Genomic DNA, 14,079 nt, shown 5'->3' on the forward strand with positions numbered 1-14,079 from the left:
TTAATCTGATGTGAAATTCAATCATCTTTTTTTAGAACTTTTTTATCAAATTTTCTAAACATTTTATTATGTTTTGTCGATAAATAGGAGGTTTGTGAAAAGCTTGTCTCATGTTATTATATATAAGTGAGATATTAATGAGATAGAAAAAGGTGATTAAATGAGAGCAGATCCATCTCAAAGACCATCACCGAAAATGAGGTCTGTTTGGAGAATTATTTCATTATTAAGTAGTATTTCTCTACTGGCGCTACCAATCATTTATTATTTTCTGATGAGATACTTTTCATTTCCTTCATTTGTTTTGATGATACTTACTGGTATTGTATTGGCGGCTATTTTATTTTTAACTTTATTTTTACCGTCTTTAAAAATGAAATATACAGCTTATGAGATATACGAAAATGAGCTAGAAATTCAAAAAGGTATGTTCATCATAAAACGAATTATTATTCCAATGGTTAGGGTTCAACATGTTACGACTGAAGTAGGTCCTTTACTTCGCAGATATGGATTATCTACTGTAAATATTTCCACGGCAGCTACCACACATGAAATTGAAGGTTTAGAACACCATGTTGCTGAGAAGCTAAGAGATAAAATCGTTTACTTAGCAAGGATCAGTGATGATGATGTATGAGCCAAAGCGACAACATCCAGCATATATTTTATCAGTTTTAATAGAACAAATTAGAAATATCATTATTCCAATCATTATTTTATTTGTTTCGGGTGATAAAGGATCTATTTTTCAATATTTGTTCGCGATTGTTTTGGTTGTTTTCCCTGTTGTTTCAGCAATTATAAAATGGTATAGATTTACTTATTATGTAACTGAAGATGGATTTAGGATTCGTTCTGGATTATTTGTGATTGAAAACACTTTTATTCAAAAGGAGCGGATTCAGTCTGTTGCCATTAATGCTGGTTTTATTCAACAGCTTTTTCATGTAGTTAGTGTACGAATTGAAACTGCTGGAGGAAAGAAAGCAGAAGGAGTACTGAATGCAATACCAAAGGATGAGGCACTTGCACTCAGAAATGAAATATTACAATTTAAAAAGAAAAAAATAGATGAAGTTCAGACCTCAGAAAAAAGTGAACCGGTTGATGAGTCTTCTGTTGATTTTACAGCGAAAGTGGATTTTAAAAAACTTGTTTTGGCAGGAATTACGTCATTTGAGGTAGGAATTGCGTTTGCAGTTTTAGCTTCTTTATTTTCACAAATAGAGGACTTGCTACCAAACAGTGTTTATGAGGCTATTTATAATCAAATTCAATCTTTTACATATATGATGTTTTTCATCCTATTTTTAGGTTGTTTATTACTTTCTTTGGTATTTACTACGTTAAGATATGTCTTAAAATTTGCTAACTTTACTGTCCATAGAAAAGAATCTCAATTAATGATTACGAGAGGCCTTTTTGAGAAAAATGAATTTAACGTTTCTATCAAGAGAATTCAAGGTGTAGTAGTTGAGGAAGGCATTTTTAGACAATTATTTGGTTATGCAACAATTTATGTAGAAGCGGTTGGAATGGGTGATTCCCAGGAGAATGGGAGACATGTTTTACATCCTTTTATTAAGATGAAACATGTACCAGAATTTTTAACTAATTTTATACCTTCTATTTCATACGATGCCATTTCTCATCGAGCTCCAAAAAGAGCTAGAAAAAGTTACTATTCTTGGAGTATTCTTATTTTCCTCATTGTAGCATTGGCAATCGTTTTACTTCCTTTTGTCCAATTTTGGGCACTAGGACTAGTCTTAATAGGTGTATTTATTGGAGAAATTAGATATCGATATGCTGGCTATACTTTATTGGATCGAACAGTTATATTACAGTCTGGATTTTTCTCTAGAACAACAGCAATTATACCGAGGGAAAGAATTCAAGTATTAATTGGGAAACAAAGCATGCTTCAAAAACGTGCAAAGTTAAAGTCAATTTATATTACGATTCTTTCTAGTCAATTTGGTCGTACATATAAAGTTAAGCATTTAGATGAAAAAGATGTGAATCGAATGATTGGTTGGTTTAGTTAAAAACATTTAAATGTACTATAAAAGACGTGCATACATTTTGTAACACGTCTTTTTTACTGCGCTAATATTTCAATATGTACTTTAAGGGGAGAAAGTCATTTTGTGGAAAAAAATATCAATTGGTTTCATTCTGATTACAGTATTTGTCATAGTGTTTTATACATTGTGGAATAAACCAATTTCGCTTAAAGATGGGATGATTGATGATGTAGCTCATTTGCTTCCGACGAAAATTGATCGAATTGTAAAAGGGAAGGAAATTGAACAACTAAGGAAAATTGTTCTTGATGCAAATAGTCAACATAAAACAGTATCAATTGCAGGGGAGCGCCATAGTCAAGGGGGACATACTTACTATAAAGATGGTGTTGTAATCGATATGAAAACATTTAATAAAGTGAAAAAAGTTGATCCAATCAAAAAAACAGTTGTTGTACAAAGTGGTGCAACTTGGGGAGACATTCAAGAAGCTATTAATCCTTATAACCTGGCTCTGAAAGTAACACAGTCACAAGAAATTTTTTCAGTTGGTGGCTCATTAAGTGTCAATGCACATGGTCGTGATCTTCGTAATCATTCATTAGCTAGTACAGTTAATTGGTTTACATTGCTTCAAGCCGATGGAAACATTATAAAAGTTAGTCGTACAGAAAATAGTGAAATATTTTCATATGTATTAGGTGGTTATGGTTTATTTGGGATTATTCTTGATGTAGAGCTTCAGCTTACTGATAATGAGCTGTATAAGATAGAAACAAGTACAATGGAATATGATAAGTATCCTTCCTACTTTAAAAGTGAAGTATTAGGAAATATGGATGCTAAAATGCATATCGGACGAATTTCAGTTGCACCTGATAGTTTTTTAGATAAGGTATATTCAATTAACTATATGGATACTTCTCGTAAAATGTCTAAGTCAGATAAAGAATTAAAAGAAGATAAATCAGCATTTTTTCCGAAGCTTGCTTTAGGAATGTCTCGAGGATCTGATCAAGGAAAAAATATTTTTTGGGATATTCAATATTATTTTATTGATGCATTAGACGGAAACTTTGAAACTCGTAATAATGTCATGCGTTCTGAAAGTAAGTTTATGGAGTTTGAAGATCGACAAGATACTCAAGTTCTTCAAGAGTTTTTTGTGCCTGTAGATGAATTTATTCCTTATATAGATGATGTAAGAGAGTATTTGGAATCTGAAAATTTAAATGTACTTAACATTACAATTCGATATGTAGAAAAAGATGATGAAACAGTCATGAACTATGCTAAAGAGGATATGTTTGCTTTTGTCATACTCATTCAACATGGAAGAGATCAAAAGTCTATTCAACATGCGAAAAAAGTAGTTCGAAAATGGACTGATATAACGATTCAACATGACGGATCTTATTACCTACCTTACTATCCATATCAAACAAAGCAGCAAATGAAATTAGCATATCCAAGAACAAATGATTTTTTCAAAAAGAAAAGAGAATTCGATCAAAATGGTGTTTTTATGAATACTTTTTACAAAAATTATGGTGAGTAGGATATGAATAAAATAGTAGTCGCAATTTTAAGTGTGGTTGGATTTAGTAGTTCTTTAGTATTTCCATATTACGTTCTCTTTTTAAGAAATATTGGAGATAGTTATGATGTGTTTAGTTTATTGTATGGGCTTTTTTCATTAAGCTTAAGTATTGTTGTCTACTTTGGTGGTAAATTTTTTGAACGATTTTCTCCATATTTATTGATGATGCTTCATTCGTTTTTCTGTAGTTATATATTTTTTTCACTTCATACGATTGAAAATATTAAAATCGTTTATATTGGGCAGGTTTTATTCGGTGGATTTACGGCCCTTTTCAAGCTTGCAGAGAAAAGATTGTTTATGAATGCAACTTCTGAATTTTATCGTAGTTATTTATTTTGGACTTCTTTTGTTACTGCAATTTGTATTATTGGAGTAGGTGTGCTATTTGATTCAATTGATATTCGCTTTATGTTTAATATAGCAGCATTGTTGTTTTTATTAAGTGGATTTGGTCTTGGGGCTAAATTTATTCTAAGAAGTAATAAAGATGATAAGAATTGACTTGTATAGCCAATTTAATATGTTGTAAATGAAAGTTTATACACAACAATGTTTTGTTACTTGTTTTATCGTATTTTTTAATAGATTCTAATTAGATCGTTTTTGCGGTACTAGATATATCACTGTAATACCTCTGTATTTATATAATAGATAGTTTATTAAAAAAATCTAATGTTATTTTTATAAGATGGATATTGTGTAAGTAACGAAACAATGTTATATTATCTAAAAGTAGGCTATGAAATGTATGAAAGTATTTCTATGCCTTTTTAATAGTGATAGAGAGGGAATGATAAAATGTTAAGACATGAAGAGGCTGTCGGTATATTTTACGCTGCATTTGTTATATTAGGATTAACAATAGGCTTAGGAGTTGGCTATTTTACATCACATTTAATTGCTGGTGGATTTCTTGGTTTTGGAATTGGAATAGGTTTAGGTCTTTTAAGCAATGCAATACTGTATATTAATAAAGATTGATTTTTAAAGTTCGAGCGTTAAAAGGAGAGAGAAACATGCAAAAAAGGGAAACAAAATTGGTTCCAGTTATGATTGCATTATTATTAGGAATATTTTTTGCCTCATTAGATAATACGATTGTATCTACTGCGATGCCAACGATGTTAAAAGATCTAGGTGGCTACGATCAGTTTGTTTGGGTAACCTCAGCATACTTAGTAACGGAAATGGCTGGTATGCCTATTTTTGGTAAACTGTCAGATATGTATGGAAGAAAACGATTCTTTATGTTAGGTATTATTCTATTTTTACTTGGATCGATTCTTTGTGGTACTGCTCAGTCTATCGTTCAGCTTAGTATTTACCGAGCAATTCAAGGGATTGGTGGTAGTGCATTAATGCCAATCGCTTTCTCAATCATTTGGGATGTGTTTCCTGTTGAGAAACGCGGGAAAATGAGCGGTATTTTTGGAGCTGTATTTGGTCTTTCTAGTGTTTTAGGTCCATTAATTGGGGCATATATTACAGATTACATTGATTGGAGATTTATTTTCTATATCAATATTCCATTCGGCTTGTTAACACTTGGATTAATCAGCTTTTATTATAAAGAATCAACGAACCATCAAAAACAACAAATTGATTGGTGGGGTGCAACTACATTCGTCATTAGTATTGTCAGTTTAATGTTCGCACTTGAGCTTGGTGGAAAAGAATACGCGTGGGATTCTATTCAAATTTTAGGTTTATTTGGTGCTTTTGCGGTCTTCTTTATCATCTTTTTATTCATTGAAAGAAAAGTTCCCGAGCCAATTATTTCGTTTGAAATGTTCAAAATGCGTCTTTTTGCAGCAAGTAATTTTGTAGGCTTATTTTATGGTGCTGCGTTTATTGCAGCAACAATCTATATCCCGATTTTTATCCAGTTTGTGCAAGGTGGTACCGCAACAAACTCTGGATTAGTACTATTACCAATGATGGTTAGTGTGAGTATTTCTGCTGCATTTGGTGGAGCCTTAGCAAATAAAACTAGCTATCGTAACTTAATGGCAGGTTCTGTCGTCCTATTATTAGCAGGTATTTTATGCTTAGGAACATTATCACCTGATACAACGAAATTCCAAATTGTACTGTATATGATTATTGTTGGACTTGGTGTAGGTGTATCATTCTCAGTTTTAGGTATGGCAGCTATGCACCATTTTGATAATGAAAACCGTGGTTCAGCAAGCTCTACGAACTCATTCCTTCGTGCATTAGGAATGACTGTCGGTATTACAGTATTTGGTGTTATTCAAAGAAATGTCTTTTCAGATAAAATTTCAAGTGCACTTGGGAATAGTGGTGCGCCTCAAAATTTAGATATCAATCAAGCGTTAACACCTGAGGCAAGTAAAATGATTCCTGCTCCGGTTTTAGATAAAATTTCAGAAGTGTTTGCTACTTCTATCGCTCATACTTTCTTATGGACTTTAATTCCAGTTGGTTTAGCGATGATCTCAATTTTCTTAATGGGCAATGAAAAATTATCGAATAAAGAATTACCACAAAGTAATGCATCATAAGTAGGAAGGCTATTTATTGGCCTTCTTTTTTTATTTTTTAAATTCATTTCAATTATAATGCTTGTATTTGCCTTAGCCATCGGAAAGTAGGTTGTCTTTTTTCAAAAATCGTATAGACTAGTATTTGAGGTGAAAGCTTTTGAAAGACAAGGTTTCTAGTACGAAATGGTTTGGACTTGCTCTTCAGTCTTTACTTGTATTGGCAGAGCATGATGGAATTTGTCCAAGTTCTATGATGGCTCAAAAACTTGAAGCACAGTCGACCTTTTTAAGAAAAATTCTTGCCAATTTAGTAAAAGCTGGGATTATTTCAGCAAAAGAAGGGCGAGATGGTGGTTACTACTTAGCTAGAGATGCAAGTGAAATTTCATTAAAAGATGTTTATGATGCAATGAGGTCTGATCCATATTCACAAGGATTTTTAGATGTGAATAGCCATGAATGCTTCACAGCTTCAACTCGTTCAGCTTTATATAATTTAAAAGATGAAATGGAAAGTTGGCTTGTTGAAGGTCTTGCAAAGAAGACTGTCGCTGATTTACTACCAAAAGAAATTAGATAAATAAAATCGAAACATTGTTTCGGTTTTATTTTTTTTTATAAACTGTAGTTGAATTTTATACAGTTAAAGATTTATACTGTATCTGTAAATAATACAGTTTCAAAGGAGAGATTTAAATGACAAAAGTATCATCAGATAGAGAAGAATATTTAAATAAAGTAAATGAAATAGATTTTGGAAACGAGGCTCCTAAACATTTAGATAGTTCTGATTTCTTTACAGTAGCAAAAGAAAGACGTTCAGTACGTCATTATGATCCGAATTTCAAACTAAGTGATGAAGAAGTTCGTGAACTATTAGAAATCGCAGTTCAAGCTCCATCTTCTTCAAACTTACAACCTTGGAGATTTTTAGTTATTAATAAACAAGAAACGAAACAAAAATTACTTCCAATTGCTAATAATCAACAACAAATCGTTGATGCTTCAGTTGTTATTGCAGTTTTAGGTGATACAAAAGCATATGTAAATGCCGATCGAATTTATGATGAATTAGTTGAAAAAGGTATGATGACTCAAGAGGTTAAAGACTTTTATGTAGGCTCAATTGTTAAAAATTATGGTAATTTCCCAGAGGAAATCGCAACAAAAGTAGCGATGATTGATGGTGGATTAGTATCAATGCAACTTATGCTTGCGGCAAAAGCAAAAGGTTTAGATACAGTACCAATGGGTGGCTTTGATCAAGCGAAATTTGTAGAAGCATTCAATGTACCTGAAAACTTCAAACCAGTCATGTTAATCTCTGTTGGTAAGGGAATCAAAGCTGGTTTTGAAAAAGTTCGTTTGACGCTAGATGAAGTTCTTACTTGGGATCAGTTTTAAGAGCAAGGAAAGTAAAAAGAGCATGGTTAAGGGATAGTCCTTAGCCTGCTCTTTTCTTTTGTATTTTATTTTTCTCCATGTAAACGATATGCCATATGGTTTGTTGGACCTACATATTCATTTAATTTAAATGAGTGGCGAATTGCTTCAGTAATATACTTTTTAGCAGTATATATCGCTTCTCTAGGTTCTACTCCTTTAGCTAATTCTGCACAGATTGCTGCAGAATATGTACAACCAGCACCATGTGTATATGTTGTTTCAATTCGGTCAGATTCTAAAAGTTCAATTTTTTCACCGTCAAATAAAACATCAACCGCGTTCTCATGTTGAATTTTGCTTCCGCCTTTTACAAGTACGAATTTTGCGCCTAATGCATGAATCTTACGTGCTGCTTCTTCCATTTGTTCAACTGTTTTAATCGGAGCCATATTTGCTAATTGTGCTGCTTCAAATAAATTTGGTGTTACTACAGTTGATAAAGGAACTAATACATCTCTTAATGCATCATTTGTTTCAGGATGTAAAGCCTCGTCATTCCCTTTGCAAATCATTACCGGGTCAACTACTACACGATTTATATTATGTTTTTTTATTGTTTCTGCTGCTAATTCAATAACTTCTACTGATCCAAGCATTCCTGTTTTCATTGCCTGAATGCCTACACCAACAACGATTGTTTCTAATTGCGCTGCAATTGTACTTATATCAATCGGAAATACTTGATGGTGCCAATGATTATGTGGGTCCATTGCAACTAATGTAGTAATTGCACTCATTCCATATACATTTCTCTCTTGGAATGTTTTTATGTCTGCCTGTAAACCTGCGCCACCACTACTATCTGATCCTGCAAGAGTTAATGCTTTATACACTGTCATATCAAAATTCCTCCTTTGTTCAAACACAATTTTCATTATAGCAAAAAGTACACTAAAAAACAGGAAGTAGGGCAGTTTATAGATGGTAAACAGGAATTATAAATGGAATGGTAACAAGAATTCTAAAGGATTCTTCAGTTGTTTTTGTAGAATTTTGTAGAAAATAATTGACAACTAGATTATTAGATTGGTATAGTGATTTTATAAAATTTAATTAAATATGATCTTTATCTCGTATGGATAGAGGCGCGGTTTTGATGAGTTATTACTTGGAGGTTTATGGAACCTAAGAAAAGTAATGAAAGGCGAAACTGCCGAAGTAACAAAGTTGCCATTCAATTTTGTTGCTGGGCCTATTGCTGAATAAGCGTAGGACTGTCACAAGTTTTACTTGTGGAGGGCTATTGAAGAGATGTTGGCTGTTAGACGCATATAAACTGAGTCTTAAACACGTGAACATTCTTCACGTGTTTTTTTGTGTTTTTTCTAGGAAATTCCAACATTACATAATGTAGGAATTTCTTGAGTAAAATACACAGCAAACAACACTTTTGCGCCCCAAATTCTGCGTAAAGATAGTATTGCAAGAATGAAGAGGAGGCAACAAAGATGGGACAATCAAATCTCCCGCAAAATGAAGGTTCTTTAAAAAGAGGACTTAAAGCAAGACATTTAACAATGATTTCAATTGGTGGCTCTATTGGGACAGGGTTATTTTTAGCAAGTGGCGCATCAATAAGTGAAGCTGGTCCAGGTGGAGCTTTATTAGCTTATTGCTTAATTGGTATAATGGTGTATTTCTTAATGACAAGTTTAGGGGAGATGGCTACTTATCTTCCTGTATCAGGTTCTTTTAGTACGTATGCATCTCGTTATGTAGATCCAGCATTTGGATTTGCGATGGGTTGGAACTATTGGTATAACTGGGCAATCACATTAGCTTTTGAATTAGTTGCTTCAGCAATGTTAATGAAATATTGGTTCCCAAATACTCCTGCTGTACTATGGAGTGCCATTTTCTTAGTGATTATTTTAGGATTAAATTTATTATCAGTTAAAGGTTATGGTGAATCAGAATTTTGGTTTGCTTTAATTAAAGTCGTAACTGTTATTGTCTTTTTAGTAGTTGGTATCGCAATGATTTTTGGAATTTTAGGTGGAGATAGTGTTGGATTTAAAAACTTCACTGCTGGTGGAGCACCGTTCCATAATGGATTTTTAGGTGTGTTATCAATCTTCATCGTTGCTGGATTCTCATTCCAAGGTACAGAGTTGATTGGTGTTGCAGCTGGGGAAACTGAAAATCCAGAGAAAAATGTACCGAAAGCGATTCGACAAATTTTCTGGCGTATCCTTTTATTCTATGTATTAGCAATTTTTGTGATTGGTTTATTAATCCCTTATACTGACCCAGAGTTATTAAGAGGGGACGTTTCAGTAAGTCCATTTACTTTAGTTTTTGAAAAATTAGGTGTAGCTTTTGCAGCTTCTGTAATGAATGCAGTTATTTTAACTTCTGTATTATCAGCAGGGAATAGTGGTACGTATGCCTCTACTCGTATGTTATATACTTTAGCTATTGAAGGAAAAGCGCCAAAATTCTTAACAAAAATTAACAAAAATGGTGTTCCAACAAATGCTTTATATGTAACGCTTGCAGTTGGTTCATTAGCATGCTTAACGTCATTCTTTGGTGAAGGTCAAGTATATACTTGGTTATTAAACTTATCAGGTTTATCAGGATTTATTGCTTGGTTAGGTATTGCGATTTCACATTATCGTTTCCGTAAAGCATATGTTGTTCAAGGAAAAAATTTAAATGATTTACCATATCGTGCAAAATGGTTCCCATTAGGTCCGATTCTAGCATTTTTAGCTTGTTTATTTATCGTACTAGCTCAAAACTATCAAGCGTTCACTGGCAATGTAATTGACTGGCAAGGTGTGCTTGTTTCATACATTGGTATACCAGTATTCCTAATTGTTTGGTTAGGCTATAAATTTAAAAATAAAACAAAAGTAGTTGCTTATAATGAAATGGATTTAAGCAGAAAATAAATTGTAACCCTTCCATCTTTGGTGGAGGGGTTTTTTGTTTGCGTTTAAGCTAGTTTAAGCTTCTATTTTGATTTGATTGGAAATATATTGAAATTAGGTGTTTACAAAAACTAATGGCATTAGTATTATAAAACTAATACCATTAGTTTTTATTTAGGAGGAATTGTGATGAAGGTTACTAAATCTAATTTTCTTTATCAAATCAGTTTTTTACCTAATTTATTCCCTGTAAATTGTTTTTTAGTTGAAGAAGAAAATGAACTTACTTTAATTGATACTGCTTTATCATTCAGTGCTGATAAAATCATTTCTGTTTCGAATGAACTTGGCAAAAAAATTACAAACATTGTACTGACTCATGCTCATGGGGATCATATTGGTTCATTAGATCGTTTAAAATCTATGATGCCTGAAGTTGTTGTATCAATTTCTAAAAGAGATGCGAAATTATTAAAGGGTGATGTTACTTTAGAGCCAAATGAACCCAATTTGCCTATAAAAGGTGGAGTACCTAAAAATATTCAAACCACACCTGATCGATATTTACAAGAAGGTGATACGATTGGGTCATTGTTAGCAATTGAAACACCTGGTCATACACCTGGTTCGATGTCGTTTTTAGATCAACGTACAAACGCTGTGATTGCAGGAGATGCATTTACATTAAGAGGTGGTATTGCAATTTCAGGGCAATTGAACCTTTTATTTCCATTTCCTGCATGGGCAACGTGGAGCAAAGAGGATGCAATCAAAAGTGCTCGTAAAATAAGTCAATTGAAACCAACATTATTGGCAGTTGGTCATGGATCAATGTTAAATAATCCACAAGAAGCAATTGATCATGCATTAAATAAAGGAGATTCGTGAATGTCACCTAGAATTGGTTTAAATTTTAATGAATTACTGAAAACCGCTATTCAGATCGTCGACAATGAGGGGTGGGATGTCTTAACGATTAGCTATTTAGCTAAGAAATTAACGATTCAGCCCCCTTCAATTTATAATCATGTGAAAAATTTAGATGAACTGAAAAATAGTATTGCGCTTTATGGTATCCAGCAGCTTTATGAGGAGCTTCACTCTTCGATTTGTGATCAATCAAAAGAGGCAATTTTTTCTTTAGCTTTTGCATATATACATTTTGCTCGAAAGCACCCTGGATTATATCAATCAACTCTGTCATCAACTCACACTGTAGGTGATGAATACACTGTAGTTGCAACTCGAATTTTAGAGTTGATTATTGAAGTTCTCAAACCATATGATGTAAATGAAATTGATCAAATCCATATTGTCAGGGGGCTAAGAAGTATTCTTCATGGATTTGTTTCACTTGAAGATCATGACGGTTTCGGTATAAACATTCCGATAGACGAGAGTATTAGATATGTATTGAAACATTATATGATGAATATTGTATCTTAAATAAGTAAAAGAACCTTTTAATAATGAAAGGTTTTTTTGTCTTTGTTTTCAGGGTTTCTAATTTATTGAATAAACAAAATATATGTTAAAATATAGAAAATTCGCTATGAGAAAGAAGGAGTAGACATGAACGCAATGGTGATTCATCAGTATGGAAATAGTTCCGAATTTCAAAAAATAGATGTTCCTTACCCGTTTCCTAAAGGAAATCAAGTTCTTGTTAAGATTGCTGCAACTAGTGTGAATCCGATTGATACGAAAATTCGAAAAGGTGTTGTTCAAAACGCATTTCAACCTAATTTTCCAATGATTCTACATAGTGATTTTTCTGGTGAAATTGTAGAAATTGGTGAGGGTGTTTCACGTTTTTCAGTTGGAGATCTAGTATACGGGTTTAATGCAGCAGGCGGAGCCCTATCAGATTACTTATTAGTCGATGAGTCAATTTTGGCAAAAGCACCTAATAATATACAAATTCAAGATTCTGCTAGCTTACCTTTGACTTCAATTACAGCATGGGAAGCTTTAGTTGATAGAGGGAATATAAAAGCAGGAGATCATATTTTAATTCATGGGGGCACAGGAGGAGTTGGGCATGTAGCGATTCAAATAGCTAAATCCTTAGGTGCCACTGTTTCTACTACTGTTTCCTCTAATGAAAAAGCAGCATTAGTCAAATCGCTCGGAGTAGATCACGTCATAAACTATAAAGATGAGCCGGTCTTAGCATACGTTGAGCGTCTGACGAATGGTAAAGGCTTTGATGTTGTCTTTGATACTGTGGGTACTGATAATTTGGATAAATCTTTTCAAGCTGTTAAACAAAAGGGGACGGTTTTAGCGATCGCTGCTCGCTCTACTCATGATTTAACGCCATTACATAGTAAATCCTTATCATTACATGTTATTTTTATCATGCTTTCTCAAAAAACAGAGGAAGGGCGTAAAGAACATGGTGCGATTTTACATAAAATAGCTAATCTTGTAGAGTCCGAAAAAGTAAAGCCACTTATTAATCCAAAGCGTTTTACATTTGAAGAAATAAGTGAAGCTCATAATTATTTTGAAAACAAAGAAGTTGAATATGGAAAGGTAATTGTTGAAAATCAAAGTTTCAAAGTAGAATAAAATATACTTGTTATCCTATAGTAATTAATTATTTATCTTTTCGTAAACTCCGTATGCTATGATAGTTTTAGCATAGGAGTTTTTTGCTCATTTAGTTAAATTATCAAATAAGGTTTATACAATATATATAATTGAAATTGGGAAGAGGGGATTGTATGCAATTAAGAGTTTCAGCTGTTCAATATCATCTCCACACAATCAATTCTTTTGAAGAATTTGTAAATCAAGTGGAGCATTATATAAAAACAGCAGAAGAATTTAGTTCGGATTTTATTGTTTTTCCTGAATTTTTTACAACTCAGCTTATGTCGATTGGCAATGACAAAGGTGAAGCATTAACGATTCAAGAATTACCTAACTTTACTGAGCAATATCGTGCATTATTTATCAAATTTGCTGAGCAATACAAGATGCACATTGTTGCAGGAACTCATGTAATTCGCAAAGGCGATCGATTATACAATGTTGCTCATCTGTTTTATCCGGATGGACGAATTGCAGAACAGGCTAAGCTTCACATTACACCAACTGAAGTAAATGAGTGGAACATGAGCCCTGGTGAAACATTTGAAGTATTTGAGACTGAAAAAGGAAAAATTGCGATGTTAACTTGTTATGACATTGAATTTCCAGAAATCGTTCGAATGGCAAAGGCAAAAGGTGCAGATGTAATCTTCTGTCCTTCATGCACTGATGATCGTCATGGCTTTCATCGAGTTCGTTACACAAGTCATGCTAGAGCAATCGAAAATCAAGTCTATGTTGTAAATACTGGCACTGTTGGTTCGCTTCCAACTGTTGATTTCATGCGTGCTAATTTTGGCCAGGCAGTGGTCGTCACGCCAAATGATATTCCATTCCCGCCAAAAGGTATTTTGGTAGAAGGGGAGATTAATCAAGATATGATTGTTACAGCGGATTTGAATTTAGAGCTTTTATATCAAGTTCGTGAAAAGGGCTCTGTGACTACATGGCGTGATCGCCGAATTGATCTTTACCCAGATTGGGAAACAAATTAAGTAATTCGCATTTGGGGGTTTTAA

General features: G+C 33.2%; 14 protein-coding genes and 1 riboswitch. Of the genes, 13 read left to right on the forward strand and 1 reads right to left on the reverse strand.

Going from position 1 to position 14,079, the window contains the following annotated elements:
• Positions 1–160 precede the first annotated feature (160 nt).
• The 8 genes from CAB05_RS07675 (at position 161) to CAB05_RS07710 (ending at position 7,544) form a co-directional block, all read left to right on the forward strand.
• Positions 161–640 carry a PH domain-containing protein gene (locus tag CAB05_RS07675; protein ID WP_087999233.1) on the forward strand — a complete coding sequence of 160 codons (480 nt, stop codon included), beginning with the start codon at positions 161–163 and terminating at the stop codon, positions 638–640.
• The gene (locus tag CAB05_RS07680) at positions 627–2,051 is read left to right on the forward strand and encodes a PH domain-containing protein (RefSeq protein ID WP_087999234.1); all 1,425 of its coding nucleotides are present in this window, start codon (positions 627–629) and stop codon (positions 2,049–2,051) included. Before CAB05_RS07675 ends, CAB05_RS07680 begins: the two co-directional genes overlap by 14 nt.
• Positions 2,052–2,151: 100 nt before the next feature.
• Positions 2,152–3,588 carry an FAD-binding oxidoreductase gene (locus tag CAB05_RS07685; protein WP_087999235.1) on the forward strand — a complete coding sequence of 479 codons (1,437 nt, stop codon included), beginning with the start codon at positions 2,152–2,154 and terminating at the stop codon, positions 3,586–3,588.
• Positions 3,589–3,591: 3 nt separating this feature from the next.
• A complete protein-coding gene (locus CAB05_RS07690) occupies positions 3,592–4,134 on the forward strand; it encodes a hypothetical protein (protein WP_087999236.1) in 543 nt (180 codons plus the stop codon).
• Between the two features lie 297 nt (positions 4,135–4,431).
• Entirely contained in the window at positions 4,432–4,614 is a 183-nt protein-coding gene (locus tag CAB05_RS07695) for a hypothetical protein (RefSeq protein WP_087999237.1), read from the forward strand.
• A gap of 35 nt (positions 4,615–4,649) precedes the next feature.
• Complete coding sequence (locus tag CAB05_RS07700; RefSeq protein WP_087999238.1) at positions 4,650–6,158, forward strand: MDR family MFS transporter; 1,509 nt, start codon at positions 4,650–4,652, stop codon at positions 6,156–6,158.
• Between the two features lie 139 nt (positions 6,159–6,297).
• Positions 6,298–6,720 (forward strand): RrF2 family transcriptional regulator, encoded by a 423-nt coding sequence (locus CAB05_RS07705; RefSeq protein WP_087999239.1) that lies wholly within the window; start codon positions 6,298–6,300, stop codon positions 6,718–6,720.
• Positions 6,721–6,836: 116 nt separating this feature from the next.
• Positions 6,837–7,544 (forward strand): nitroreductase family protein, encoded by a 708-nt coding sequence (locus tag CAB05_RS07710; protein ID WP_087999240.1) that lies wholly within the window; start codon positions 6,837–6,839, stop codon positions 7,542–7,544.
• A 65-nt stretch (positions 7,545–7,609) separates the two neighbouring features.
• Here the strand turns inward: CAB05_RS07710 and pdxK are convergent, their stop codons facing one another.
• Positions 7,610–8,425 carry a pyridoxine/pyridoxal/pyridoxamine kinase gene (pdxK, locus tag CAB05_RS07715; RefSeq protein WP_087999241.1) on the reverse strand — a complete coding sequence of 272 codons (816 nt, stop codon included), beginning with the start codon at positions 8,423–8,425 and terminating at the stop codon, positions 7,610–7,612.
• Positions 8,426–8,658: 233 nt separating this feature from the next.
• Positions 8,659–8,837: riboswitch (Lysine riboswitch) on the forward strand.
• Between the two features lie 197 nt (positions 8,838–9,034).
• On the opposite strand from pdxK, the gene CAB05_RS07720 reads away from it, so the two are divergent.
• From CAB05_RS07720 to CAB05_RS07740, 5 genes are all read left to right on the forward strand, one after another.
• Positions 9,035–10,483 (forward strand): amino acid permease, encoded by a 1,449-nt coding sequence (locus CAB05_RS07720; protein ID WP_087999242.1) that lies wholly within the window; start codon positions 9,035–9,037, stop codon positions 10,481–10,483.
• Between the two features lie 168 nt (positions 10,484–10,651).
• Positions 10,652–11,350: an MBL fold metallo-hydrolase gene (locus CAB05_RS07725; protein ID WP_087999243.1), complete on the forward strand. Its 699-nt coding sequence runs from the start codon at positions 10,652–10,654 to the stop codon at positions 11,348–11,350.
• The gene (locus tag CAB05_RS07730; protein ID WP_087999244.1) at positions 11,351–11,908 is read left to right on the forward strand and encodes a TetR/AcrR family transcriptional regulator; all 558 of its coding nucleotides are present in this window, start codon (positions 11,351–11,353) and stop codon (positions 11,906–11,908) included.
• A 126-nt stretch (positions 11,909–12,034) separates the two neighbouring features.
• Positions 12,035–13,036, forward strand: a complete 1,002-nt coding sequence (locus tag CAB05_RS07735; RefSeq protein ID WP_087999245.1) for a zinc-dependent alcohol dehydrogenase family protein — start codon at positions 12,035–12,037, stop codon at positions 13,034–13,036.
• Positions 13,037–13,191: 155 nt separating this feature from the next.
• Positions 13,192–14,055, forward strand: a complete 864-nt coding sequence (locus tag CAB05_RS07740; protein WP_087999246.1) for a carbon-nitrogen hydrolase family protein — start codon at positions 13,192–13,194, stop codon at positions 14,053–14,055.
• The last annotated feature ends 24 nt before the right edge of the window (positions 14,056–14,079 follow it).

Source organism: Gottfriedia solisilvae (assembly GCF_002128405.1).
GTDB lineage: Bacteria > Bacillota > Bacilli > Bacillales > Bacillaceae_G > Gottfriedia > Gottfriedia solisilvae.